Origin of the sequence: Novosphingobium sp., assembly GCF_965228995.1 — a bacterium.
GTDB lineage: Bacteria > Pseudomonadota > Alphaproteobacteria > Sphingomonadales > Sphingomonadaceae > Novosphingobium.
This window is the reverse complement of sequence record NZ_OZ245852.1, coordinates 1785239-1810472: the sequence shown is the minus strand read 5'-3', so window position 1 is coordinate 1810472 and position 25234 is coordinate 1785239. Positions and strand designations below refer to the sequence as shown.

26 protein-coding genes and 1 tRNA gene are annotated in these 25234 nt (G+C 65.4%); 6 read left to right on the top strand and 21 right to left on the bottom strand.

Features of this window, described 5'->3' with window-relative positions; all coding sequences use genetic code 11:
- Positions 1 to 3 precede the first annotated feature (3 nt).
- The 6 genes from dapF to ACO056_RS08505 all read left to right on the top strand — a co-directional run bounded on the left by dapF (position 4) and on the right by ACO056_RS08505 (position 4688).
- Positions 4 to 813 (top strand): diaminopimelate epimerase, encoded by an 810-nt coding sequence (gene dapF / locus ACO056_RS08530; protein WP_421854638.1) that lies wholly within the window; start codon positions 4 to 6, stop codon positions 811 to 813.
- Positions 810 to 1988 carry a MiaB/RimO family radical SAM methylthiotransferase gene (locus ACO056_RS08525; protein WP_421854635.1) on the top strand — a complete coding sequence of 393 codons (1179 nt, stop codon included), beginning with the start codon at positions 810 to 812 and terminating at the stop codon, positions 1986 to 1988. Before dapF ends, ACO056_RS08525 begins: the two co-directional genes overlap by 4 nt.
- On the top strand, positions 1985 to 2935 hold the full coding sequence (gene ftsY / locus ACO056_RS08520) for a signal recognition particle-docking protein FtsY (protein ID WP_421854632.1): 951 nt from the start codon (positions 1985 to 1987) through the stop codon (positions 2933 to 2935). Before ACO056_RS08525 ends, ftsY begins: the two co-directional genes overlap by 4 nt.
- Positions 2932 to 3579: an inner membrane-spanning protein YciB gene (locus ACO056_RS08515; RefSeq protein WP_421854629.1), complete on the top strand. Its 648-nt coding sequence runs from the start codon at positions 2932 to 2934 to the stop codon at positions 3577 to 3579. The genes ftsY and ACO056_RS08515 overlap by 4 nt, the downstream gene beginning before the upstream one ends.
- 112 nt (positions 3580 to 3691) lie before the next feature.
- The gene (locus tag ACO056_RS08510) at positions 3692 to 4264 is read left to right on the top strand and encodes a urate hydroxylase PuuD (protein WP_421854626.1); all 573 of its coding nucleotides are present in this window, start codon (positions 3692 to 3694) and stop codon (positions 4262 to 4264) included.
- Between the two features lie 124 nt (positions 4265 to 4388).
- On the top strand, positions 4389 to 4688 hold the full coding sequence (locus ACO056_RS08505) for an entericidin EcnAB (protein ID WP_421854623.1): 300 nt from the start codon (positions 4389 to 4391) through the stop codon (positions 4686 to 4688).
- Between the two features lie 39 nt (positions 4689 to 4727).
- Here the strand turns inward: ACO056_RS08505 and ACO056_RS08500 are convergent, their stop codons facing one another.
- The 21 genes from ACO056_RS08500 to pyrH form a co-directional block, all read right to left on the bottom strand.
- Positions 4728 to 6674 (bottom strand): potassium transporter Kup, encoded by a 1947-nt coding sequence (locus tag ACO056_RS08500; protein WP_421854620.1) that lies wholly within the window; start codon positions 6672 to 6674, stop codon positions 4728 to 4730.
- A 158-nt stretch (positions 6675 to 6832) separates the two neighbouring features.
- A complete protein-coding gene (locus ACO056_RS08495) occupies positions 6833 to 7525 on the bottom strand; it encodes a tetratricopeptide repeat protein (protein ID WP_421854617.1) in 693 nt (230 codons plus the stop codon).
- Positions 7522 to 7947, bottom strand: coding sequence for a cytochrome c-type biogenesis protein (locus ACO056_RS08490; RefSeq protein ID WP_421855403.1), 426 nt, complete (start codon positions 7945 to 7947; stop codon positions 7522 to 7524). The genes ACO056_RS08495 and ACO056_RS08490 overlap by 4 nt, the downstream gene beginning before the upstream one ends.
- A gap of 110 nt (positions 7948 to 8057) precedes the next feature.
- Positions 8058 to 8609, bottom strand: a complete 552-nt coding sequence (locus ACO056_RS08485) for a DsbE family thiol:disulfide interchange protein (RefSeq protein ID WP_421854614.1) — start codon at positions 8607 to 8609, stop codon at positions 8058 to 8060.
- A complete protein-coding gene (locus ACO056_RS08480) occupies positions 8606 to 10555 on the bottom strand; it encodes a heme lyase CcmF/NrfE family subunit (protein WP_421854611.1) in 1950 nt (649 codons plus the stop codon). Before ACO056_RS08480 ends, ACO056_RS08485 begins: the two co-directional genes overlap by 4 nt.
- A 12-nt stretch (positions 10556 to 10567) precedes the next feature.
- Positions 10568 to 11038: a cytochrome c maturation protein CcmE gene (gene ccmE, locus ACO056_RS08475; protein ID WP_421854608.1), complete on the bottom strand. Its 471-nt coding sequence runs from the start codon at positions 11036 to 11038 to the stop codon at positions 10568 to 10570.
- Positions 11035 to 11190, bottom strand: coding sequence for a hypothetical protein (locus ACO056_RS08470; RefSeq protein WP_421854605.1), 156 nt, complete (start codon positions 11188 to 11190; stop codon positions 11035 to 11037). The genes ccmE and ACO056_RS08470 overlap by 4 nt, the downstream gene beginning before the upstream one ends.
- Before the next feature lie 10 nt (positions 11191 to 11200).
- The gene (ccmC, locus tag ACO056_RS08465) at positions 11201 to 11929 is read right to left on the bottom strand and encodes a heme ABC transporter permease CcmC (protein ID WP_421855400.1); all 729 of its coding nucleotides are present in this window, start codon (positions 11927 to 11929) and stop codon (positions 11201 to 11203) included.
- A gap of 146 nt (positions 11930 to 12075) precedes the next feature.
- Positions 12076 to 12152 (bottom strand) — tRNA-His (locus ACO056_RS08460).
- A 275-nt stretch (positions 12153 to 12427) separates the two neighbouring features.
- A complete protein-coding gene (locus tag ACO056_RS08455; RefSeq protein ID WP_421854602.1) occupies positions 12428 to 14824 on the bottom strand; it encodes a TonB-dependent receptor in 2397 nt (798 codons plus the stop codon).
- A 186-nt stretch (positions 14825 to 15010) separates the two neighbouring features.
- Positions 15011 to 15460, bottom strand: a complete 450-nt coding sequence (locus ACO056_RS08450; protein WP_421854599.1) for a MarR family winged helix-turn-helix transcriptional regulator — start codon at positions 15458 to 15460, stop codon at positions 15011 to 15013.
- A 111-nt stretch (positions 15461 to 15571) separates the two neighbouring features.
- Positions 15572 to 15796, bottom strand: coding sequence for a 50S ribosomal protein L31 (rpmE, locus tag ACO056_RS08445; protein WP_054123190.1), 225 nt, complete (start codon positions 15794 to 15796; stop codon positions 15572 to 15574).
- 262 nt (positions 15797 to 16058) lie between these two features.
- Entirely contained in the window at positions 16059 to 16541 is a 483-nt protein-coding gene (gene fabZ, locus ACO056_RS08440; RefSeq protein ID WP_421854596.1) for a 3-hydroxyacyl-ACP dehydratase FabZ, read from the bottom strand.
- A gap of 11 nt (positions 16542 to 16552) precedes the next feature.
- The gene (locus ACO056_RS08435) at positions 16553 to 17260 is read right to left on the bottom strand and encodes an OmpH family outer membrane protein (protein ID WP_421854593.1); all 708 of its coding nucleotides are present in this window, start codon (positions 17258 to 17260) and stop codon (positions 16553 to 16555) included.
- Entirely contained in the window at positions 17260 to 19899 is a 2640-nt protein-coding gene (bamA, locus tag ACO056_RS08430) for an outer membrane protein assembly factor BamA (protein ID WP_421855397.1), read from the bottom strand. Before bamA ends, ACO056_RS08435 begins: the two co-directional genes overlap by 1 nt.
- A 276-nt stretch (positions 19900 to 20175) precedes the next feature.
- Positions 20176 to 21288 (bottom strand): RIP metalloprotease RseP, encoded by a 1113-nt coding sequence (gene rseP / locus ACO056_RS08425; RefSeq protein ID WP_421854590.1) that lies wholly within the window; start codon positions 21286 to 21288, stop codon positions 20176 to 20178.
- Between the two features lie 8 nt (positions 21289 to 21296).
- Positions 21297 to 22454: a 1-deoxy-D-xylulose-5-phosphate reductoisomerase gene (locus tag ACO056_RS08420; RefSeq protein WP_421854586.1), complete on the bottom strand. Its 1158-nt coding sequence runs from the start codon at positions 22452 to 22454 to the stop codon at positions 21297 to 21299.
- A complete protein-coding gene (locus tag ACO056_RS08415; RefSeq protein WP_421854583.1) occupies positions 22451 to 23200 on the bottom strand; it encodes a phosphatidate cytidylyltransferase in 750 nt (249 codons plus the stop codon). Before ACO056_RS08415 ends, ACO056_RS08420 begins: the two co-directional genes overlap by 4 nt.
- Entirely contained in the window at positions 23187 to 23831 is a 645-nt protein-coding gene (gene uppS, locus ACO056_RS08410; RefSeq protein ID WP_421855394.1) for a polyprenyl diphosphate synthase, read from the bottom strand. The genes ACO056_RS08415 and uppS overlap by 14 nt, the downstream gene beginning before the upstream one ends.
- Before the next feature lie 89 nt (positions 23832 to 23920).
- Entirely contained in the window at positions 23921 to 24478 is a 558-nt protein-coding gene (gene frr / locus ACO056_RS08405; RefSeq protein WP_421854580.1) for a ribosome recycling factor, read from the bottom strand.
- Positions 24479 to 24494: 16 nt separating this feature from the next.
- Positions 24495 to 25220: a UMP kinase gene (gene pyrH / locus ACO056_RS08400; protein WP_421854577.1), complete on the bottom strand. Its 726-nt coding sequence runs from the start codon at positions 25218 to 25220 to the stop codon at positions 24495 to 24497.
- Positions 25221 to 25234 lie beyond the last annotated feature (14 nt).

Here is a 25234-nt window from a genome sequence, read left to right as displayed (position 1 = left end):
GGCATGTCTGTCGCTTTCCGCAAGATGCATGGCCTAGGCAACGATTTCATCGTGATCGACGCGCGTGCGGCACCCGTGGCGATGTCTGCCGCGCGCGCCGCTGCCCTTGCCGAGCGCCGCACCGGGATCGGCTGCGATCAGCTTATCGTGCTCGAACCTTCGACCACGGCCGATGTGCGCATGCGCATCTTCAATGCCGATGGCAGCGAAGTGGAAGCCTGCGGCAATGCCTCGCGCGCGGTCGGCCTCATGCTGGGCGGCGCGCAGCGGATCGAGACGCTGGGCGGGGTGATCACCTCCACCGCTGGCGACAACGGCGTCACGGTCGATATGGGCCCCGCGCGCTTCGGCTGGGACGAGATACCGCTGGCTTACGGGATGGATACTCTTTCCATGCCGGTGGGCTGGGAGGATCTCGAGGCTCCGGCGGCAGTCAATCTGGGCAATCCGCATGTGGTATTTTTCGTGCCCGATGCCGATGTGGTGGATCTCGCGCGGTTAGGGCCGGTGATCGAGACTGACCCGCTGTTTCCCGAGAAGATCAATGTCGGCGTCGCTTCCGTGCTGGGGCCGCGCCATCTCAAGCTGCGCGTGTGGGAGCGCGGCGTGGGCCTGACGCGTGCCTGCGGGACGGGCGCCTGCGCGGCGGCGGTGCTGGCGCTGCGGCGGCGGCTGGTGACGGGGCCGGTGCGCGTGGACCTGCCCGGCGGGCCGCTCGAGATCGCATGGGAGGCGGGCGGCACGATCCTGATGACGGGGCCGGCTTCGTCCAGCTTTTCCGGTACCTTTGACGAGGATGCCTATCCGCTGTGACTGACGGTGTGGTCACGCTGGGCTGCCGGCTCAATCTGGCCGAGAGCGAAACGATCCGCAGCCTGATCGCAGGGGCGGAACGGCGGACAGTCGTGGTCAATTCCTGCGCAGTGACGGCCGAAGCCGTGCGCCAGTCGCGCCGCGCGGTGCGGCGGCTGCGCGCGGCCCATCCGGACGCGCGGCTGCTGGTGACGGGCTGCGCGGCAACGATCGCGCCCGAGGATTTCACCGCGATGCCCGAAGTCGACGGCGTGGTGGCCAATGCGGTGAAGCTCGATCCCGCGGCATGGAAGGTGCGTGCTACCCCCCTGCCCGCACCTAGTGCCCGCCACACCCGCGCTTTCGTGCCAGTGCAGACGGGGTGCGATCATGCCTGCACGTTCTGCATCATCCCAGCGGGGCGCGGCAAAAGTCTGTCGCAGCCGGTCAGCGAAGTGCTGCGCGTGGTGGAAGGGCACCTTGCCAGCGGCGCGCGCGAAGTGGTGCTGACCGGGGTGGACGTGACCGGCTGGGGCGCGGACTTGCCCGGCGCGCCGCGCCTCGGCGATCTGGTTGCCGCGATCCTTGCCGCGTTCCCGGCCCTGCCCCGCCTCAGGCTCTCCTCGCTCGACGGGGTGGAAATCGATGGCCTGCTGTTCGAGCTGATCACCGGCGAGGCGCGGATCATGCCGCATGTCCACCTTTCGCTGCAGGCCGGGCACGACCTTACCCTGAAGCGCATGAAGCGCCGCCACACGCGCGCCGAGGCGGTGGCGCTGAGCGAGCGGCTGCGCCGGGCACGGCCCGAGATCGCCATCGGGGCGGACCTGATCGCCGGGTTTCCCACCGAGGACGCGGCGATGCATGCGGCCAATCTCGCCATCGTGGCGGACTGCGGGATCGTCCACGGGCATGTCTTTCCCTATTCCCCGCGCCCGGGCACGCCCGCCGCGCGCATGCCGCAAGTGCCGCCACCCATCGTGCGCGAGCGGGCCGCCGAAGTCCGCGCCGCAGTCGCCGCCATGCGCGCGCGCTGGCTGGAGGGGCTGATTGGACGCAAACGCGAAGTGCTTGCCGAGCGCGACGGAACCGGCCATTCCCCCGAATTCGCCCCCTACCGGCTGCCTGAAGGCACCGCGCCGGGGGATATCGTGATGCTGCAACCGACCCGTATCCGCGAAGGCGTGCTGGAATGACCCCCGACGAGAGTGCAACCACGAGCGAGGCAGGCTGGACCGACCGCCTGCTCGGCGGCTTGCGCAAGACTTCCGAACGCCTGACCGAGAACCTGGCTGGCCTTGCCGGCGGCACCCGCCTGACCGACGTGCAGCTCGACGACCTTGAGGATGCGCTGATCCTCTCCGACCTCGGCCCGCGTGCCGCCGCGCGCATCCGCGCGAAGCTGGCATCGGCGCGCTTCGAGAAGGGCGTGGACGAGGCCGCGCTCGCCGAAGCGGTGGCCGAAGAGATCGCCGCGATCCTGCGCCCGGTGGCCAAGCCGCTGGAGATCATCGCCTTCCCGCGCCCGCAGGTGATTCTGGTGATCGGCGTCAACGGATCGGGCAAGACGACGACGATCGCCAAGCTGGCGCACCTGTTTCAGGAGCAGGACTATTCGGTCATGCTGGCGGCGGGCGATACCTTCCGCGCCGCGGCCATCGGCCAGCTGCGCGTATGGGCGGACCGGCTCGGCATCGAGATCGTCTCGGGCGCGGAGGGCGGCGATCCCGCCTCGATCGTGTTCGACGCGGTGAAGGCGGCGACCGACAAGGGCATCGACGCGCTGATCGTGGACACCGCCGGGCGGCTGCAGAACAAGCGCGAACTGATGGACGAGCTTGCCAAGGTGCGCCGCGTGCTGGGCCGGCTCAATCCGGACGCGCCGCACGACGTGGTGCTCGTGCTCGATGCGACCAACGGGCAGAATGCGCTGCAGCAGATCGAGACTTTCAAGGAAGTGGCGGGCGTTTCGGGCCTGATCATGACCAAGCTTGACGGCACCGCGCGCGGCGGGGTGCTGGTGGCGGCGGCGGAGCAGTATGGTCTGCCCATCCATGCCATCGGCGTGGGCGAGAAGATCGACGATCTCAGGCCCTTCGATCCCGATCTGGTCGCGCGGGTGATTGCAGGAGTGGTGCGGTGAACGAACCGGCAGCGAAGCCCAAATCGTCCTGGGTAAACCTCGCGGTCGATTACGGGCCGCTGCTCGTGTTCTTCCTCTCCTACCGCTGGTTCAGCCCCAAGGACGCGGGAGACCAGAGCCTTGGCGCGGTGGTGGCCGTGACCAAATCGACCGTGGTGTTCATGATCGCGACGGTGGCAGCGCTGGTGATCTCGAAATGGCGGCTGGGCCGGATTTCACCGATGCTGTGGCTTTCGACGATCCTCATCATGGGCTTCGGCTCGCTCACGGTGTTCCTTGGCGATCCGGTGTGGATCCAGATCAAGCCGACCGCGATCTATCTGCTGTTTGCCGGAATGCTGTTTGGCGGCCTGCTGCGCGGGAAGGCGATGCTGCGGCTGCTGCTGCAGAGTGCGTTTGACGGGCTTTCGGAGGAAGGCTGGCTCAAGCTTTCGCGCAATTGGGCGTGGTTCTTCCTGTTTCTGGCGGGGCTCAATGAAGTGCTGCGGCATGCCTTGTCGTTCGATGCCTGGCTGCTCGCCAAGCTCTGGGGCGTGACCACGCTCTCGTTCCTGTTCACCTTCGCGCAGATCCCCATGCTGCTGCGCCATGGTCTGGGCGAGGATGCGGAAACGGAAGTGGAGCAAAACCCGCCTGCCGGTTGACGAATCGCCCTAAAATGCAATGACAAGCGCACCTTATCGCGCATATGAAACCGACGGACCGGCTGGGTGGCCGGACAGCCATCAAAAAACCATCTCTTCGGGGGAAACCAAAATGGCAAAGTTCTTTGGAAATCTGCACCTCGTGCTCAGCGTCGGCTTTGCTGCCGCGCTCATTCTGATGTTCAGCTTTCACAGCTCGGTGCCGGTCACCAGCTACTCCGCCACGCTGTGGCTGCACGTGTTCTTCGGTATCGTGTGGATCGGCCTGCTCTACTACCTGAACTTCGTGCAGGTGCCGACCATGCCCAAGATCCCAGCCGAGCAGAAGGGTGCCATCACCGGGCACATCGCCCCCAAGGTGTTCTTCTTCTTCCGCTATGGCGCGCTGCTGACGCTGATCACCGGCCTCGCTGCCGCTGCCATCGGTGGTTACGGCCACGAATCGCTGACCTTCCAGGGCGTCGGCAAAGGCGGCCTGATTGGCGTGGGCATGTGGCTCGGCATCATCATGGCGTTCAACGTGTGGTTCATCATCTGGCCGGCCCAGAAGAAGATCCTCGGCATCGTCGAAGCGACGGCGGAAGAAAAGGCCGCTGCTGCGCCGCGCGCGCTTTATGCCAGCCGCACCAACCTGCTGCTGTCGATCCCGCTGATCTACTCGATGGCGGCCGCCAACTTCACTTGATTGCCTGAGCAATCGCGCCCACAACGGCGCGGCGTCCCGGGTGGACGCCGCGCCGTTTGCGTTTGTGGGGGGGAACCGCGCGCTCCGGACAAGAATGTCCACGCCAGAAAGGTTTCCCTGACCCATGCGTACTGTTTCCCTAGCGGTGCTTGCCGCTGCGATCGCGCTTTCCGCCTGTTCGGAAAAGACCAAGCAAAACGCCTCCGAGACCGCGACCTCAGCCGGTGAGGACATGTCCACTGCCGCGACCGATACGCGCGAGGCTGCCAGCACGGGTGCCGCCAAGGTCGGCGCAACGGCCGGCGCTGCGGTGGACCGCGCAGAAGAAGCTGCCGACCGCATGGGCAAGCGGATCAAGCAGGGCGCGGACGAGGCAAAGGATGCACTGAAGGCACCGCCTTCGCCGACGCCGTCGCCCAAGTAATCTGCAACGGGGGGCCCTCGTGCCCCCCAAAACCCGCCATCAGATCTTGAGCTGGCTGCCGAGTTCGACCACGCGGTTGGTGGGCAGGCGGAAGAAGCCCATCGCATCCGCCGCATTGCGCAGCATCCAGGCGAAGAGCATTTCGCGCCACAGCGCCATGCCCGGGACATCCGCCGGGATCAGCGTCTGGCGCGAGAGGAAGAAGCTCGTGCGCATCATGTCAAACGGTTCGCCGCAGACCGAGACGCCGCACAGCGCAGCGGGCACGTCGGTCTCCTCCATGAAACCGAAGCGCAGGATCAGGCGGTAGAAGCCCTGTCCGAAATCCTTGACCACCGCGCGCTCGGCCGGTTCGACCGTGGGCACATCGGCGATCTGCACGGTGAGCACCACCACGCGCTCGTGGAGCACCTTGTTGTGCTTGATGTTGTGGAGCAGCGCTGAAGGCACGCCCGCCGCAGCTGAGGCCATGAACACCGCCGTACCCGGCACACGGGCCGCGCTGGTGTGCGCCGAGCGGGTGAACACCTCGAGCGGCAGCGCGCCTTCGGCCATGTGCTGGCGCATCAGCGCGCGGCCGCGCGACCATGTCGTCAGCAGGGTGAAGATCGCCATACCCATCAGGAGCGGCACCCAGCCGCCATCGGGGATCTTGGCGAGATTGGCGCCGAGGTACGTCGCATCGATCGCGAAGAACAGCGCGAGGAGCGGCAGCGCGAAGATCGGCTTCCAGCGCCACAGCTTGAACAGCACGACCGCCAGCAGCAGGTTGTCGATCAGCATCGCGCCGGTGACGGCGATGCCATAGGCCGCGGTGAGGTTGCGCGAGCGTTCGAACACCAGCACGAGCAGGATGACCGCGATCATCAGCGCCCAGTTGATCGCCGGGATGTAGATCTGGCCAATACTCGTCGAGGTGTGGCGGATCGTCATGCGCGGGATGAAGCCCAACTGGATCGCCTGCTGCGTGACAAGGAACGCACCCGAAATGACCGCCTTGGCCGCAATCACCGCAGCCGTGGTGGCGATCACCAGCAGGGGCCATTCGAGGCCCGGCGGAGCGAGCAGGAAGAACGGGCTGTGGATCGCGCCCGGATCGCGCAGCAGCAGCCCCGCCTGCCCGAGATAGTTGAGCACCAGCGCGGGAAGCACGAAAACCAGCCACGAGACGCGAATGGGTACGCGGCCGAACTGGCCCATATCTGCGTAAAGCGCCTCCGCGCCCGTCACCGCGAGCACAGCGGTGCCCATGGCGATGAAGCCGTGCCACGGATCGGCCATGAACATCGCCAGCGCCCATTGCGGCGAGAGCGCCCAGATCACCTGCGGATCGGCGGCAATGCTGCGCAGGCCGAGCAGCGAGATCGTCGCGAAGTAGAGCAGCATGAACGGCCCCGCCCAGCGCGACGCGAGGCTGAGGCGCGTGCCGGTGGTCTGGCTCTTGGTGGCGAAGAGGCCGATCACAATGGCCACCACCAGCGGCACGACAAAGCCGTGGAGCGACGGGTTGTAGACCGACATGCCCTCGACCGCGCTCATGATCGAGACGGCCGGGGTGAGCATCGAATCGCTGTAGAACAAGGCGGTGGCGAGCACCCCGAGCAGGACGATGCCCTTGCCCCAGCGGCGGCCGGTGCCCTGCTGGTTGATCAGCGCGAGCAGCGCGAGGCTGCCGCCCGAGCCCTTGTTGTCCGCACGCATGATGACGGTGACGTACTTGAGCGTCACGATCAGCATCATCGACCAGAACATCAGGCTGACGATGCCATAGATATGCAGGCGATCGAGCGGGAGCGGATGATGGCCGGCAAACGTATCGCGCAGCGCGTAGAGCGGGCTGGTGCCGATATCGCCAAAGACGACGCCGATCGCACCGACGGCGAGGCTGAGCCCGCCGAGCTGCCGCGCCGCGGGCGCAGCTTCGGCGGCGCAGGGCGAGCCTCCCGCTCCGCTATCCGGTGCAGCGTCAACCACGGCTTCGTTCATTCTCGACAAGTCCCCGCGCCATGGCGCAAACAGACCGTGAGCATAACACAGATGCCCCGGACGGCGGCGCGCTTTAGCACTGCCCCATGGTACCCGCAATGGGATGCACACGTGTGTCAGCAAGGCCAAAAATGGCCAATAAGCTCTTGATTTTTAAATTATTGCTGGGCCGGCTTGGCACCGGAAGGTGCCTCTGCCGGTGCGCCGGCCATGCCGCCCTGCATCTGGGCCTGCTCGGCGATCATCGAGTCGAGCCGCTGCAGCCTTGCCTGCAAGTCAGCGCGGTAGGGTGCATCGGCGGGCGAGCGGGCGAGCAGCTGTGCCCAGAGCGTGCGTGCTTCGGCCAGCCGCCCGGTCTGCGCGAGCGCGAGGCCCATGAAGAACGGCGGGCCGGGATGATCGGGCGCGATGGTGGCGGCTTTCTGGAACGCGAACTGCGCGGCCGGCGTGATCACCCCATCGGTATGGCCGACGAGCGCATTGCCGAGCGCGACCCACAGATCGGCATCCTGCGGCGACTTGGCGATGGCACTGCGCAGCACATCGGCAGCGGCGCCGAACTGGCCCTGCCGGGTGAGCGCATCGGCGAGGATCAGCCAGGACTGGCCCTGCCCGAACGCCGTACCCATCTGCTGGCGTTCCTTGACCAGCGTCTGATCAGCCAGCTTTGCGCTTTCGACCGGCGCCTGCGGCGCACCCGGCTGCCCGGGGTGGCCTTGCAGCGCATAGCCCGAGATGCCGAACAGCAGCGCCGCAGCGGTGATTTCCCAGCCGGTGCGCGGCAGCTTGAGCACAAAGGCCATCACGCCCCAGACGACGACGGCAACGATCAGGATGAGCACCCAGGTCATGCGCCCTTACTCCGGCGGAAACGCCCGCGCAGCAGGAACGCCGCCAGCGCGAGGAAAAGGAGCGGCGCGGCAAACAGCGGCCAGGTGATCGGCTTCACTTGCGGCGTATAGCTGACGTAATCGCCGTAGCGCTCGATCAGCCACTGGCGGATGGCTTCGGGATCCTCCCCGGCAGCAATGCGCGTGCGCACCTGATGGCGCATGTCGCCGGCCATCGGCGCATCGGAATCGGCGATCGACTGGCTCTGGCACTTGAGGCAGCGCAGCGTTTCCATCAGCGCCTGCGCTTTGGCTTCCTGCTTCGGATCGGCCAGCTGCTTGTAGGCATAGGGCGCGGGTGGGAGCATGTCCTGCGCAGCCAGCGGGGCGGAGAGCGCGAGGGCGGCGAGGACGGTCAGGATCAGCACCCAGACCTTCGTCATCCCCGCGAAGGCCGGAAGCCAGGGCAAAGCTGCGCTGCGCCGCTCTGGATCCCCGCCTTCGCGGGGATGACGAACGATGGGGGCGGAGTGCCGGGTGGGAAGTGCCGTCATCACTGCGCCTCCGCCAGCTTGCGCATGATCATCGGCACATCCTCGGGCCGGATATCGCCGATGTGCTGGTAGCGTATGATCCCCTTGCCATCGACAACAAACGTCTCGGGCACACCGGACGAGCCGATGGCGAGCTGGACCTGGCTGAGATCGTCCTTGCCGATCCGCGCGAAAGGATTGCCATACTGACCGAGGAAGCGCGCGACATCCTCCTTGCGGTCACGGATCGCGACGCCGTCGATCTCGACGCCCTGCCTGGCGAGCGCGGCCAGCTGCGGCGATTCCACCGCGCAGGGCACGCACCAGCTGGCAAAGACGTTGAGAAGGCGCGGCTTGCCCTGCTGGAACACGGTGGTCGCCAGGCCTGGCCGCACGTCGGTGGCTGGGGGCAGATCGAAGGTGGGGAGCGGCTTGCCGATAAAGGCGCTCGAAACCTCGCGGTCCGCCGGCCAGTAGAGCCCGACGAAGACGAGCGCGAGGAAGCCAGCGAAGAGGCCGAGCGGCAGCCATACGGCGAGGCCGGGGCGCTTTGGGACGGTTGCGTCGCTCATCGCCCCTGCCTTTCGCGGCGCCATGCGATCTTGTCGATCGCGACGAGCCGCTTCACATCGCGCGCAACCCGGCCGAGCAGCGCGAGGAGGCCGCCCAGCGCGACGAGTGCGCCGCCATACCAGATCATCGGCACGAAGGGCTTCCACCAGAAGCGCATCTGCCAGCGGCCGTCATCACCCTCTTCGCCGAGCACGGCATAGAGCTGGCCGTTCCAGCGAGTGAGCAGCGCGCTTTCGGTGCGGTTGCCGGGAGGATTGGCGAAAGTGCGGGCCTGCGGGTGGAGCACGCTGGGTGCAGCGCCGGCATAGCTCACCGCAACGGTCGCCTCGAGCGCGGTCCAGTTCGGCCCGGCGACGGGATCGATGGCTTGCAGGCTGACCTTCCACGGGCCGACCTGCTGGCTGTCCCCGGGGCTCATCGCGGCGAGCCGCTCGGTCGAGAATGCGCCCTCGCTCGCCATGCCGAACAGCGCGACGGCAATGCCGAAGTGCGCGACAACCATGCCGTAGATGGGCAGCGGCGTGCGCCGCAAGTTGCGGCCCACGAGCGGCTGGAGCGAGGCCACGGCCAGCCCCGGCGCAATGGAAAGGCCGAGCGCAGGCAGCAGATTGATCGGCGCGAAGAGGAGTTCGACCACCAGCAGCGCGGCGGCCATGACCAGCGCGGGTACCGCAATCTGCCAGGTGATTCGCCCGCCCGTATCTTCGCGCCAGCGCAGCACTGGCCCGACCATCATGACCAGCATCATCGGGATCGCGAAGACTGCCGAAACCGGGTTGAAATAGGGTGGGCCGACCGAGACCTTCACGCCCATTGCCTCGGTCAGCAGCGGATAAAGCGTGCCGACGAGCACGATGCCAAGGATGCCGCAGAGCATCACGTTGTTGAACACGAGGGCAGATTCGCGGCTGACCACGGCAAAGCGCGCGCCTTCGGTGACGGTGCCTGCGCGCAAGGCGAAGAGCAGCAGCGCGCCGCCGATGTAGATCGCCAGCAGCGCGAGGATGAAGGTGCCGCGTGTCGGATCGACCGCGAAGGCGTGGACCGACGTGAGGATGCCCGAGCGCACGAGGAACGTGCCGACCATCGACATCGAGAAGGCGATCACGCCGAGCATCACCGTCCAGGTCCGCAGCGCATTGCGCGCGGCAAGCACGCTGCACGAATGCAGCAGCGCAGTGGCGGCGAGCCAGGGCATAAGGGAAGCGTTTTCGACCGGATCCCAGAACCACCAGCCGCCCCAGCCGAGCGTGTAATAGGCCCAATAGGAACCGGCGGTGATGCCCAGCGTGAGGAAGATCCACGCGCCGAGCACCCAGGGGCGCATTGCGCGGGCGAACGCCGGCCCGACATCGCGCGTGACGAGTGCGCCGACCGCAAAGCTGAACGCGATCGAGAGCCCGACATAGCCGACGTAGAGCGTGGGCGGATGGAACGCGAGGCCGATGTCCTGCAGCAGCGGGTTGAGCCCGGCGCCTTCGGGCGGTGGCTCTGCCAGGCGCGTGAAGGGGTTCGAGGCAAGCAGCAGGAAGGCATAGAAGCCGAGGCTGACGAAAGCCTGCCCGGCCAGCGTGGCGATGAGCGTTTCCTCCCGCAGCCGCTTTTCGATGAGCGCGACGAAACCGCCAGCCAGGCTCATGATCGTCACCCACATCAGCATCGAGCCTTCGTGGTTGCCCCATGTGCCCGCGAGCTTGAAGATGAAAGGCTTGGCCGAATGGCTGTTTTCAGCGACCAGCTTGACCGAGAGATCGGTGGTGAGGAACAGCGAGATCAGCGACGCGAAAGCGCAGGCGACGAGCACGCCTTGCAGGATCGCCACCGGACGCACGACGCCGGCAAGGTGCGCGGTTGCCGGGCGCAGCGCGAGCGCGCCGGCCACCAGCTGCAGGACGGCGAGCGCGGCCGCCATCCACAGCATCGCAAGGCCGAGTTCAGCTATCATGGTGGTAGGCGATCATTTCGTCTCCGCGATCACGGCCTTGGCCTGCGCTGTGGTCATGTTCTTCATTTCGCGCGGCACATACTTCTCGTCATGCTTGGCGAGCAGATTGTCGGCCACGAACGTGGCGCCTTCCATGCGTCCTTCGGCGACGACGCCCGAGCCTTCGACGAAGAGATCGGGTGTGATGCCGGAAAAGCGCACCGGAACGCGCGCCTTGTCGTCCCTGACGATGAAGTTGATCGTCACGCCATCGGGCAGCGTCTTGATCGAGCCCTTCTCGACCATGCCGCCAAGGCGCACCGCGCGGCCGGCCTCTGGCGGCTTGGCGACAAGTTCGCTCGGCAGGTAGAAGTAGGCGGCCTGCTTGCTCAGCGCATAGGCGGCGAGCAGCCCGGCACCGATCAGCGCGACGAGCGCGAGGATGATCAGCACGAGGCGCTGATGCTTGGGCTTGATCATGGCAGGCTTGCTGGTGGTGTTCATTTGTCGCGCTGCCCAGAGTTACGAACGACGTCGCGGCGCTTTTCGGCGCGCCGCATCGCCCACAGGGTCCAGCCCACGAGCAGGAGCGTGCCTACCACCCCGATGGTAAGCGCGGCGGCAACGAACTGCCATTGATCAAGCCTCTCGTGCATTTTCCGCCGCTTATGCCATTGCCTTGCGGCGCAGGCGCGCCTCGGTCTGGATATCGGCGAGCAGCATGCGCATGCGCGCCAGCACCAGTCCGCCGAAGATGAGAGTGAAACCCAGCGCCGCGATCAGCAGCGGATAGAGGAACGCCGCATCGATCGCCGATTTGCCCGCGGTGATCGAAGGCGGCTGGTGCAGGCTGTTCCACCACACCACCGATCGGTTGATGATCGGGATGTTGACCGCGCCGACAAGGCCGAAGATCGCGGTGACGCGGCTTGCACCCTCACCCGCCGCGGCATCGCGCTGCGCGGCGCCGGCGAGCGCGATATAGCCGAAATAGAGGAAGAGCAGGATGAGGAAGCTCGTGAGCCGGCCATCCCAGACCCACCAGGTGCCCCATGTCGGACGTGCCCAGATCGATCCGGTGGCAAGGCAGATCGCGGTGAACGCCGCTCCCGGCACCGCCGCCGCCCGCGCCGCAATGCCCGCGAGCGGATGGCGCCAGACCAGTTCGACCAGGCTCGCGATCGCAATCGTCGACCAGCCGGCCATGCCGAGCCAGGCCGAAGGCACGTGGATGAAGAGGATGCGCACCGTTTGCCCCATGAGCCGATCGGGCGGGACCATGAACAGGCCCCAGGCCAGCGCGCCGAACGCGAGGATCAGCCCCGGCACCAGCATCAACGGCATCAGCCAGCGCGCCATGCGCAGGAAGCGGGCAGGATTGGCAAAGCCGTGCATGAGCGGGCAGGTACGTCCGTAACTTGGCAGGACAGTCGAACCTGTCCTTGGCACCATCCTCTGCCACCTGCCCGCAGAGGGAGCAAGAGCTTAGCGCGCCTGAACCTTGGTGCAGGGGCGACAACTGTCTCAAGCTGGGGAGAAAATGGGGCGACCAATGGGGTTCGAACCCACGACCTCCGGTACCACAAACCGGCGCTCTAACCAACTGAGCTATGATCGCCACACGATCACGCCGCTGCGAAAGCACAGGCGGCGCGGGCGAGCGCCATTGCAGAACCGGCGCGAAATGGGAAGAGGAATCTTGCGGGGCGCATCATAGCTGCACACGAACCAGCGCGTTGGCTCAAAGCTGTAGGGCGGCGATGATCTGCTCGATTTCCGCAAAAAGCGCGGCTGCTGCTACCCCGAGCGCCTCGGCGCGCTCTCCAATGGCGGCGCAAAAACCCGGCGGAAACCTGTCCCGCCGGGGTCTTGCCGATCAGTCTTGCGCCGCGATCAGAACTTCGCGCCGGCCGAGACCATGAACGTCGCCGGGGGGGCCCAGCCCTGGAAGAACACGGTGGGCAGGGATTGGGTGCGGTAGTCCTTGTTCGTCAGGTTCTTGCCCGAAACGCGCAGGAAGTAGCCTTTGTAGTTCAGCGTGGCCGAGGCATCGAGCAAGCCGTAGCTGGGCTGGATATCGTTGAAGATGGCGAAAGTGCCCAGCGAGAAGCTGTCGATCCACGAATAGCCCGCAGTGAGCGAGACCTTGGCATCGGCGGAAAGATCTCGCGAATAGGTGCCGCGCACCGTGAAGTTGTTGCTGGGTACGCGCTGGAGGGTGGTGCCGCTGAAGTCCGCCGTGGTGCCGGGCGCACCGGCCTGTGCACCGGCGCCGATGGCGGCGGTCTGGCCGTTGATCTTGCCGTCCTTCACGTTGGCATCCTGAATGCCGACCGTGCCCGCGAGCATGAAGCCCTCAAGCGACGGGGTCATCTTCCCGAAATCGAGATTGAGCTCGAATTCGAGGCCCTTGATCTGCACCTTGGGATAGCTGGTGACATAAGTGTTGGTGCCCGGCCCGTAGCCCGGTGTGACGACAACTTGCGACTGCTGGAAGTTCTTGATGTCGTTGATGAAGCCGGCGACGTTGAAGGTCACGGCGCGGTTGAAGAACTTCGTCTTCAGGCCCGCTTCGTAGGTCGTGTTGGTTTCGGGCAGGAACGAGAGGAAGTTGTTGCCCGAGCAATCGAGCGCTGCCGCAGCACCGCCACCCTCGCCGCCGCCTGAAGGTGCCGGACCGCAATTGGTCTGACCGGGTTGCTGTTCGGAAAGCGTGCCGCGGATCGAGAAGCCGCCCGAGCGGAAGCCTTCCGAGCGGTTCACGTAGAGCAGCAGATCAGGCGTTGCCTGCCACTGCACGTTGAAACGGGTGATCAGCTTCTGCCAGCTGCGGCGATCATTGATCGGCCCCACCAGCGGGATCGTGCCCAGCAGGATGTAGCGGGTATCGAAGCGCTTGGCCTCGAAGATGTTGCGCAGACCGCCCGAGATCTTGATCGTGTCGGTCGGGTTGATGTCCACGTTGCCGAAGAACGACCAGCTGTGGTCTTTCTCGCCCGAGAACTGATCAATCGCTCCGTTGGTGTTCTGGTGCAGTGTGATCTTGTGATCGTAGTAGAACGCGCCGACGAGGTAATCGACGAGGCCGTTGGCGGCCTTGCCTTGCAGGCGAACTTCCTGCGTGAACTGCTTGTAAGTCTGGTCACGGATGGTCAGGAGCGCGCTGCCGGTGGCCGCCAGCAGCGGGTTACCGACACTGGTGCAGCCAGGCGCGCCCTTGCAGGTGCCATCGAAGTCCTGGTTCACCGTATCGCCCGAGGACATGTACGAGGTCTGCGAGGTGAGATCCCCGATCGGGGTCTTCGCCTTCAGGGTGAGGCTGCCAATATTGGTGTTCAGCCGGTCCTTGTCAGCGCCGAGGTTGTTGCCGATCTCACGCGGCTTGAGGCCATCGGGACTGCCGGTTACGGGGTTGTAATTCGGCCAGACGGCCGCCGGGCTGCCGCCGCTCAGGATGCCGGCAGTGAGCACGTTGCCGAACTGCACCGGGGTGCCGCCGCCGGTCTCGTGGATATGATCGAGGCTGAGATCGGCGTTGAGCCAGTCTGTCAGGTCATAATTGATCTTGAGGTTGAACGCGCGGTAATCACTGCCGCCGGCGCGCTGCTTGGTGAACACGTTGTTGTAGTAGCCGTCAGTCCGGCGATACTGGCCGGAAAAGGCGATGCCACCGTTCGCGCCAAGCGGCGCATTGAGCACGCCGCGGCCGTAGAACTCGTTAAACGAGCCGTAGCCAGCTTCAACCGACGCGCCCAGCTTGCGCGTGGGGGCGCAGCGGCTGACATTGATCAGGCCGGCGGTCGTATTCTTGCCATAGAAGATGCCCTGCGGGCCGCGATCGACCTCGACCGAGCAGACGTTGAACATGTCGAGTAGCTGGCCGGTGTTGTTGCCGAAGAACACGCCGTCCTGAATGACGCCGACCGGCGGGCTCTGCGTCTTTTCCACGTCGGCATAGCCCTGCCCGCGGATGAAGATGGCGCTCTGCCCCGGCGCGGCAGTGCCGATGCCGATGAACACGTTCGGAGCCGACCCTTGCAGATCCTGCAGCGTGCGCGGAGCGAGCAGGGCAAGGTCCTCGGAAGTGATCGCAGTGAGCGCGACGCCGACCTTCTGCTTGTCCGTCGCCTGGCGCGTGGCGGTTACGATAATGACATCCTTGCCGGTCGGTTCCGCTGCACCGCCGCCCTGAGCGGCAGCGTCTGCGGCCTCTGCCGCGTGGGCAGGCATGGCCAGGGAAACAGCGACCGCCGCAAGCGACGACCAGCCAAGAACGCGCGTATACCGCATGCCATTCTCCTCTCATCCAATGGACAGCCGGAGCCTGCGGTTTTTCCCTGCAGTGCTTGGTCCCGACTTCCGGGGAGAGGATTGGCGGCGGGCCCAACCACGACAACCGGTAAAAATGAGAGGATCGCACCGAATTCGCGGCGCCTGTGCAATCAGGTTACAGTATCGATTGTTAGGCCATGGCGGCTACGAGAGATCAGGCGCCCCGTCTTCCACAGCAGAACGCAGCACTGGCAGCGCAGTGAGCACGGTTTCGAGATCGGCGGGGTCGAGCCGCTCGCGGAAACGGGCCTCATGTTCGGCGATGCGGCGCCAGGCCTCCGCCGCCTGCGCCGCGCCCTTGTCGGTTACGCGCAAGGCAAGACTGCGGCCATCGACGCGGGTGCGCGCGACGAGGTCCCGCTCAATCAGCCGGGCGATGATCGGCACCATGTTGGCGCGCTTGATCGCGATCGCCTCTCCCACCTCGCTCTGCGAGCAATCGGGATTTTCGGCGATGACCAGCAGCGTGGTTATTTCCGCCGGACGCATATCGAAATCGGCAAGCGTGCGGACGAAATCCGCCATCAGCACCGCGGTCGCGCGGCGCATCTGATAGCCGAGCAGCTTGTCGAGTGCGTTGGTCAGGATCGCCATGGGCGCTGTTTCACCCCGCCGTGCCATGATGGCAAGGGCCGCGGAAAAAGGATTTCACGAAAAAAGGGCGACCGAAGCCGCCCTTTCCTTGAATCGGGACTTGCCTGACGCTCACTTCTTGAGCGTGAGACCGCCAAAGCGCTTGTTGAACTGGGCAACGCGGCCGCCCTGATCGAGCTGGCGGGTGCCGCCGGTCCACGCCGGGTGCGACAGCGGATCGATTTCGAGCGCCATGGTGTCGCCTTCCTTGCCCCAGGTCGAGCGGGTCTCGAACACGGTGCCGTCGGTCATCTGCACCTTGATCATGTGGTAATCGGGGTGGGTATTGGCTTTCATGGGTCTCGCTCCACACTGCGAAGCCGGTTCCGACCGGCCTCAGGGAATCTCGGAAAGGCGCGCCCTTAAGCGGTTTGCGCCGGAAAGGCAACGGGTGAACCGTGCATTGGTTCGCGCAGAGGCGCGGAGATCGCAATGCCGTGGTTTCGCGCCGCAGGCCTTGTTGCATCACTTCGACAGCAAGCAAGGGAAGCAGCAAAGCCGCAAACACGCCGTCTCTGCGAACTCTGCGGGCTCTGCGCGAAATAAATCTACCTGAAGTTCAGCTATCCGCGATCATCGCCGTGAAGCTGCACTCGGTCGCGATCTTGTCACCCAACATGGCGCGCGCCGAGAATTTGCAGACGCGGGCGCGCTTCTGGGTGAACTCGGCGTGGAGATCGAGCAGGCAGCCCGGCTCCACCGGCGTGCGGAACTTGGCTTCCTCGATCGCCATGAAATAGACGAGCTTGCCGGTCCCGGCGAGCCCGAGCGACTCCACGGCGAGGACGCCGGCGGCCTGCGCCAGCGCCTCGATCTGCAGGACGCCGGGCATGATCGGTCGGCCCGGGAAGTGCCCCTGGAAAAACTGCTCGTTCATCGAGACGGCCTTGATGGCGTGGATGCGCTCCCCCACCACCAGCTGCACGACGCGATCGACGAGCAGGAGGGGATAGCGGTGCGGTAGCGCCGCCATCACCCCCCGGATGTCCATGCTGAGCGGTGCCGAGGGCGAGCCCTCCGCGTCTCCCGAGACCTCGCTCATTCGCGCTTGCCTCAGCGGCCTTCGGGGGCCTTGCCCGCCGGTGCGGCGGGGGCAGCAGCGGGAGCAGCACCCTGCGCGGCGGCCTGCTGAGCGGCAGCTTCACGCTGGGCGCGCGGCAGCCAGCCAGCGGGCGGCACGAGCTGCACACTGGGGATCAGCGTGTTGAGCTCGTTCAGGATATCCTGATTGAGGTTGTAGACCGCATCGGCCTTCAGCACGCTCTGCGAATCGAACACGAGCGTGATCTTGCGCTTGGTCATCGCGGCCTGCGTGGCAGCGGTGAGCTTGTCGCTGATCTGCTCGATGATGTACTGCTGGGCCACGTTGAGCGGCTCAGCCATCTGCTGGATCTCGCGCTCGGCCGACTGCTCGAGCTGCTGGATCTGGGCGGCCTGCGTGCGGAGCGCGGCCTGATCGGGCTTCGCAGCCTTCTGGTCCGCCTCGAACTTGTCGTAGAGCGGCTTCAGCTGCGCGGTGATCTGGTTGCGGCGGGTGTTCACCGCATCGATCTGCGCCTTGTAGGTGACGGGCAGCTGGACCATCGCGGTCTTGTAGGCAGCCGAAGCGCCGACCACGGCCTGGGCGTTGGCATAGGCAATGCCGGGGGCGATGATGCCGCCGGGCGTGCTCTGGACCGGGGCAGCGGCCTGAGCCATGGCCTGGGGCGCCGTGCCAAGCGCGAGGGCGGCGACAAACGCCGCAAAAATACGATTTTGCATCAGAACTGGGTTCCTACGTTGAAGTTGACTGTCTGGGTACGATCGCCATCGACCTTGCTGAGGACTTTGGCGACGTCGATGCGGAATGGTCCGAACGGCGAGTTCCAGTTGACGCCGACGCCGACGGAAATGCGCGGCTTGGGGCTGTCACCAAGGAAAGTCTCGTCGAACTTCTGAGATACGTTGTTGGGCTTGCCGCTAGCGTCGGACGCCTTAGTCGTCAGACTGCCGGTGATGTTGTCCTGATAGAGCAGAGTGGTGCCGAACACGGCCGGCCGGGCCACGCTGAACACAGCGCCTGCATCCACGAAGATCGAGGGCCTGAGGCCAAGTTCGCGCGCACCAGCGCCCAGCGGAATCTCGAGCTCGGCATGGCCGAGGTAGTAGTACTTGCCACCGAGCGCATCGTCGACAAACTGGTTGCGGTCGGTGCTCACCGTGCCGCCGGTGCCGTCCTTGGGATCGAACCCGCTGTAGAACTTGCGCAGCACGCGCGGGCCGACGCCGCGAATGTCAAAGCCGCGCAGCTGCGGCTGGCCGAGGAAGAAGCGATCGGTCAGGCGGACGTCATCAACCGTGGGATCATTGGTGCGGTTGCCAAGCGCCTTGATCGCGCCGCCCTCACCGCGCAGCGAGAACACGAAGCCCTTGCCCAGCGCGAAGTAGCGCGAAGCGTTGGCATTGATGCGCGCATAACGCACCGAACCGCCGAGCCCGGCGACATCAACGCCGAGCACGAACTGCGTACCCTTCGTCGGGCGCAGCCGATTGTCGAGCGTATCGTAGACCACGCTGGCACCGATGATCGAGCTCGTGCGCTTGCCGATCGCGTCGCACAGGTAGCGGCCCGCGAGGTAGATCGAGCACTGCAGATTGCCGTTGGCATCGGGCAGATAATAGGTGGCCTGATCGAGGGTCACGTCCTCGAGATTGAGCGTGTAGCGCCCGATCAGCGACATGTACTCGGTCAGCGGCAGACCGGCACGGACCTGGAAGCCCGTGGTGGCGTTCTTGTAGGTCGTGTTGCGGTTGCTGTTGAAGAAGTTGAAGCTGTTGAAATCGCGGCGGTAGATATCAAGGCCGAGCGAAACGTTGCGATCGAACAGGTACGGCTCGGTAAAGCTGACCTGCACACTGCGCGAGTAGCGCGAAATGTCGCCCGAAAGGCCGATCGTCTGGCCGCGGCCGCGGAAGTTGTTCTGCTGGACCGAAGCCTGGAAGATGAAGCTTTCAAGGCTCGAGAAACCGGCCGAAAGCTGGAGCTGCCCGGTGGGCTTCTCTTCGACATTGGCCTCGAGCAAGATGCGATCCGCCGCGGAGCCGGGCTTCTGCTCGACCTCGAACTTCTCCTGGAAGTAGCCAAGCGACTTGATGCGGTTCGACGAGCGCTTGATCTGGAACGAGTTGAACGCATCGCCCTCGGCCACACGGAACTCGCGGCGGACGACCTTGTCCTGCGTGAGCGTGTTGCCGTTGACATCGACGCGTTCGACATAGACGCGGGGCGCTTCCGCAATGCGGAAGGTGACCGACATCGTCAGGTCGTCCTTGTTGCGGTTGAAGTCAGGCCGCACGTCGGCGAAGGCATAGCCGAAGCTGCCCGCCGTCTCGGTCAGGCTGTCGACCGTATCTTCGACAAGCTTCGCGTTGTACCAGTTGCCAGCCTTCAGTGGCAGGCGCTTGGCCAGCGCATCGCCATCGAAATCGCGCAGCTGGCTATCGACCTTCACGTCGCCGAACTTGTAGCGCTTCCCTTCCTCGACCACGTAGGTGATGATGAAATCGCGCTTGTCGGGCGTGAGTTCGGCCACGGCCGAGACGACGCGGAAATCGGCATAGCCGTTGGTGAGGTAGAACTGCCGCAGCTTCTGCTGATCGAACGCGAGGCGATCGGGATCGTAGCTGGTGCCGCTGGAAAACACGCGGAACACGCGCGCCTGCTTCGTCACCATCTCGCCGCGCAGCTGGCTGGCGGAGAACTTTTCGTTGCCGATGATGTTGATCTGGCGAACGCGCGACTTCGGGCCCTCGTTGATCTCGAACACGATATCGACGCGGTTCTGATCGAGCATGACCATCTTGGGCTCGATCGAGGCGGCGAAGCGGCCCTGGCGCTTGTAGAGCTCGATGATGCGGGCAACGTCCGCGCGGACCTTGGAACGCGTGAAGATCTGGCGCGCCGCGAGCTTGATCTCGGGCAGGATCTTGTCTTCCTTGAGGCGCTTGTTGCCTTCAAGGATGATGCGGTTGACGACCGGGTTTTCCTTGACCTCGATCACCACGTCGCCGCCATTGTCGCGCACCTGGACATCGGCGAACAGTTCGGTCGCGTAGAGGTCCTTGAGAACCTGGTCAGCGGCGGCCTGCGTGTACTTGTCGCCTTCCTTGAGGCGAATGTACGAGCGGATCGTATCAGCCTCGAGCCGCTGTGCGCCCGATATGGTGATCGAGTGGACGAACTCGACCGGAGCGGGCGGCGGAGCCGGGGCTGGAGCAGGCGCCGCGGCCGGAGCAGCAGGCGCGGCCGGAGCCGCCCGTGCCGATACGCCCTGCGCCTGCGCGAGGACCGGCATGCCGGCAAGGCAGGTAGTTGCCGCGAGCGCCGCTAGCGTGGCTGCCAGATTGCTCTGGCCGGTCATGCCGCGTGCGGTCCGGGGCAAGTTGCAAGCATTCATCACCAAGCGCCATCCCGTTTCTTCGTGCAGCGAAGCGGCAACAACCGCCTCACCCCGCACCATGGCGCGCGACGGCAACAATCCGTCACGCCCCGCGATGCCGCCTCCTGCCCGATGCAGGCCCGCCAATCAAGCAAGCTCACCGCAGCAGACCGTAATTGCCCCGCATTTTGTGGAAAATCCGGCTCCCCCCACCGTCCGGCGATGAAGCGCGGACAAAACCGGTCAATACAGGTCGCCTCACCCTCCGAAAACGCGCAGCGATGCAACGTCGTTGAAGGTCACGAACAGCATCAGCGCAACCACCAGAGCAAGCCCCGTGCGGAAGGCCCATTCCTGACTGCGTTGACTGACCGGTCGGCGGCTGACCGCCTCGATCGCATAGAATGCGAGGTGGCCACCATCGAGCACCGGAATTGGCAAGAGGTTGATGAACCCGAGGTTAATCGAGATGAGCGCGATGAACCAGACGTAGTTCGCCCAGCCCGAGACCAGCTGTTCGCCCGAATACTTGGCGATCTTGATCGGTCCGCCCAGTTCCTTGATCTCGCGCTTGCCGGTCACGATCTGGCCGATGCCGGTGATCATCATGCCCATGATGTCGCGCGTCTGGACCACCGCGTCGGCCACTGCTTCGACAGGCCCCACGGCAATACGCTCGGCCGTGGCCGGGCCGATCCCGAGATAGCCGATCTTCTGGGTGTTGCCGAACTTGTCGGTCTCTTCCTTGTAGGCCGCTACCGCCGGAAGCGCGATGCGCCGACCACCGCGCTCGATGACGAGATCGAGCGGTTCACCCGGATGCTGCGCGACGGCGAGGCGGATCTGCAGGAAGCTGTCGATCGCCGAGCCCTGCAACGAAACGACCCGGTCGCCGAGCTGAACACCGGCCTTCGCCGCGGCCGAGCCTTCCTGCACCATGCCGACAACTGGCGGGATGACGACTTTGCCATAGGCCATCGTGAAGCCCGCGAGGATCGCCACAGCGAGCAGGAGATTCGTCAGCGGCCCGGCGAGTACGATCAGCGCGCGCTGCCAGACCGGCTTGGCCTGAAACGTCCGCTCGCGCTCTTCGGCGGGCAGCGAGAGCCATTCGGCGCTGGGTGTGCTGGCGGGGTTCATGTCGCCCGCGAACTGCACATAGCCGCCCAGCGGCAGGATCGAGAGCTTCCAGCGGGTGCCGCGCTTGTCGGTCCAGCCTGCCACTTCCTTGCCGAAGCCAATCGAAAAACTGTCCGCCTTCACGCCGAACAGGCGGCCGACGAGATAGTGCCCGAGCTCGTGAATGAACACGAGCGGCCCGAGCACCGCCACGAAGGCCAGTACGGTGAGCAGCAACCCGGGGCTTTGCACGGCAACGTTCAGGACACGGTCTCCATCGTCTCGGCGGCGCGGATGCGGGCTTCCCGGTCCACCGCGATGACGTCTTCAAGGCTGGCGGGTGCCTGTGGGAGGCCCCTTGCCAGTACGTCCTCGGCACATTGCACGATGCGGGTGAACGCGATCTGACCGGCGAGGAAGGCGGCAACCGCGATTTCGTTGGCAGCATTGAGCACAGCGGGTGCAGCGCCGCCCGCCATCACTGCCTCGCGCGCCACGCGGGTGGCTGGGAAGCGCTGCTCATCGGGCTTGAAGAAGCTCAGGCTGCCGATGGCGGCGAGATCCAGCGGCGTGCAGGGCGTGTCCATCCGCGCAGGCCAGGCCAGCGCCGACGCGATGGGCACCCGCATGTCCGAGGGGCCGAGTTGCGCGAGGGTTGAACCATCGCGGTATTCGACCATCGAGTGCACGATCGACTGCGGGTGGATGACGATGCGCAGGCGTTCGACGCCAACCGGAAAGAGATGATACGCCTCGATAAATTCGAGACCCTTGTTCATCATCGTGGCCGAATCGACGCTGATCTTGGCGCCCATCGACCAGGTGGGATGCTTGACCGCCTCGGCCGGGGTAGCGCGGTGGATGCGCTCCATATCCCATTCGCGGAACGGGCCGCCGCTGGCTGTCAGCGTGATGGCGTGGACGTGCGCGGGATCATTGCCGGCAAGGCACTGGAAGATCGCATTGTGCTCGCTGTCCACGGGCAGCAGCGTCGCCCCGGTGCGCCCAACCGCAGCGGTCATCACGTAGCCCGCCGAAACGAGCGCTTCCTTGTTGGCGAGCGCGACGGCCTTGCCGCATTCGATCGCCGCCATGGTGGGTGCAAGGCCGGCACAGCCGACGATGGCAGCCATCGTGATATCCGCCCCGCGCGCCGCCGCCTCGATCACCGCGGCCGCGCCGCCAGCGGCCTCGACACCGCTTCCGGCCAGCGCCTCACGCAGTTCAGGCAGGCAGCTTTCATCGGCCACGACTGCGACTTCGGCACCGAATTCACGCGCCAGCGCGGCGAGCTGCGCGGCATTGCCGTTCGCCGTCAACGCTATCACGCGGAACATGTCGCGGTTGCGCCGCACCAGATCGAGCGTGGAGGCGCCGACCGAACCCGTTGCGCCCAGAATGGTAATCGTGCGCGTCATGCGCCACTTGCTCCCCCGCCTGCAGCCCCGAATGCGGCCCACGCTGTTCCTGTTATGATGGCGACCGGCAGAAGTCCGTCAACCCGGTCGAACAAGCCGCCGTGCCCCGGAATGAGCCGCCCGCTGTCCTTCACCCCGGCGCGGCGCTTGAGCCAGCTTTCGTAGAAATCCCCCGCCTGCGCCGCAACCGCGAGGCCCGCCCCGGCGAGCGCCGCCATGCCGAGGCGGGTGGTGCGGAAGGCTTCGGCAAGGCTCGGCCCGGTGGGGCTCATCGCCGAGAGGATGTAGGCGGCGAAGAGGATGTAGAGCATGGCCCAGCAGGCCGCTGCAGCCATGCCGCCGGCAAGGCCTGCCCAGGTCTTGGACGGGCTGATGCTCGGCGCGATCTTGGGGCCGCCGATGGCGCGTCCGGCGAAATAGGCCCCGGTATCGGTGCAGATGACAAGGCCGAGCACCGCGATGAGCAAAACGGCGGGCATCACGATCAGCGCGAACGCCGCCCAGCCGATGTAGAGCCCCCCGGTGATCACCCCCGTCACCATCCGGGCGGGATCGGGCGCGATCTTCGCGGCAAGCGCGGCATATTCGGCAAAGACCCCGAAGCCGACGAGCGCGATGAAGCCCTTGAGCACCAATCCGCCCTGCCACAGCGCGAAACCGGCAATGCCGAGCATGACGACCGCAGATGCGATGCGCACCGGCAAGTCGCTGCGCGCTGGTGCAGCAGGCGTTTCAGCGCCCTCCATAGCGGCGCTCACGGGTGGCGTAGTGATCGAGTGCCTCGCGCAGATGCCCCGGCGTGAAATCGGGCCAGAGCACATCGGTGAACCACATCTCGGCATAAGCCGCCTGCCACAGCAGGAAGTTCGAGAGCCGGACTTCGCCCGAGGTGCGGATGAGCAGATCGAGCGGCGGCAGGTCTGCCGTATCAAGCTCGGCCTCGATGGCCGCGACCGTAACATCGCCCTTGGCCGCCGCTGCTGCCGCCGCGCGGGCGATTTCCTGCTGCGAGCCGTAGTTGAGCGCGATGGCCAGCGTGGTGCTGCGCCCGTGGGCGGTGCGGGCCAGCGCATCGTCGATCATCCCGACGATATCGGGGGGCAGGATCTTGTAATCGCCGATGATCTTGAGCCGCACGTCGTTGGCGGCAAATTCATCGATATCGCTGCGGATGAAGGCGCGCAGCAGGCCCATGAGATCGGAAATCTCGTCCTCGGGCCGCTTCCAGTTCTCCGAGGAGAAGGCATAGAGCGTGAGCGCCTCAAGCCCCATGTGGCGCGCCGCGCGAACCACTTCGCGCACCGCATCGACACCGCGCTTGTGGCCCACGGCGCGCGGCATCAGGCGCTTCTTCGCCCAGCGGCCATTGCCGTCCATGATGATCGCGACATGGCGCGCAGGCCCCGTGTAGCCGCCGCCTTGCTGGCTGGCAGCTGCCGTTTCGGATCGAGGCGCCGGGGCCACGTTCACTTGCCGAGGATTTCCTTTTCCTTCTGCGCGCTGACCTCGTCGGCAGCCTTGATCAGCTCGTCGGTCAACTTCTGCAGTTCGGTCTCGAGCCGCTTGCGCTCGTCCTCGGAAATTTCCTTCTTGTTCTCGTCGGCCTTGAGCGCATCCATGCCGTCGCGGCGGACGTTGCGGATGGCGATCTTGGCCTTCTCCGAATACTGCGAGGCAAGCTTCGCCAGCTCCTTGCGGCGTTCCTCGGTGAGATCCGGGATCGGCAGGCGCAGCGTGTTGCCATCGTTGATCGGGTTGAGACCAAGGCCCGCCGAACGGATCGCCTTTTCGACGGGGCCGACGTTCGACTTGTCCCACACCTGCACCGACAGCATGCGCGGCTCGGGCGCAGAAACCGTCGCCACCTGATTGAGCGGGGTGTTCGCACCATAGACGGTGACCGTGATCGGATCGAGCAGCGCCACGTTCGCACGGCCCGTGCGCAAGCCCGAAAGATCACTCCTGAGCGATTCGACAGCGCCTTTCATGCGGCGTTCGAGATCGGCCTTATCGTACTTGGCCATGACTCAAGCTTCCTTGTTAAACGCTCATCTTCTGAACGATGGTCTGCGTGCCCTGCCCGGCCAGCACGCGGGCAAGATTGCCGCGCTCGCGGATCGAGAACACCACGATGGGGATGGCGTTGTCGCGGCACAGCGCCACGGCAGAGGCGTCCATCACCTTGAGATTATCCGCCAGAACCGTATCGAAATCGACAATGTCGTAGCGCTTGGCGTTCGGGTTCTTCTTGGGGTCGTCATCATAGACGCCGTCGACGCTGGTACCCTTGAAAAGCGCATCGCACTTCATCTCTGCTGCACGCAGCGCGGCGCCGGAATCGGTGGTGAAATAAGGCGCGCCGACACCTGCCGCGAAGATCACCACGCGCCCCTTCTGGAGGTGGCGTTCGGCGCGGCGACGGATCACCGGCTCGCACACTTCGTCCATCTGGATTGCGGATTGCACGCGGGTTTCGACACCGATCTTTTCGAGCGCGCTCTGCATCGCCAGCGCGTTCATGATCGTGGCGAGCATGCCCATGTAATCGGCCTGCGCGCGGTCCATGCCCTTGGCAGCCCCCGCCATGCCGCGGAAGATATTGCCGCCGCCGATGACAAGGCACAGCTCAAGCCCGGTGTCCCTCGCCGCCTTCAGCTCTTCCGCCATCTGCGCGACGAAATCGGTATCGATACCGAAGGGCTGGCTCCCCATCAGTACTTCGCCCGAAAGCTTGAGAAGGACGCGCTTGAGGGGAGGAAGGCTCATCGTCCGGGAGAACT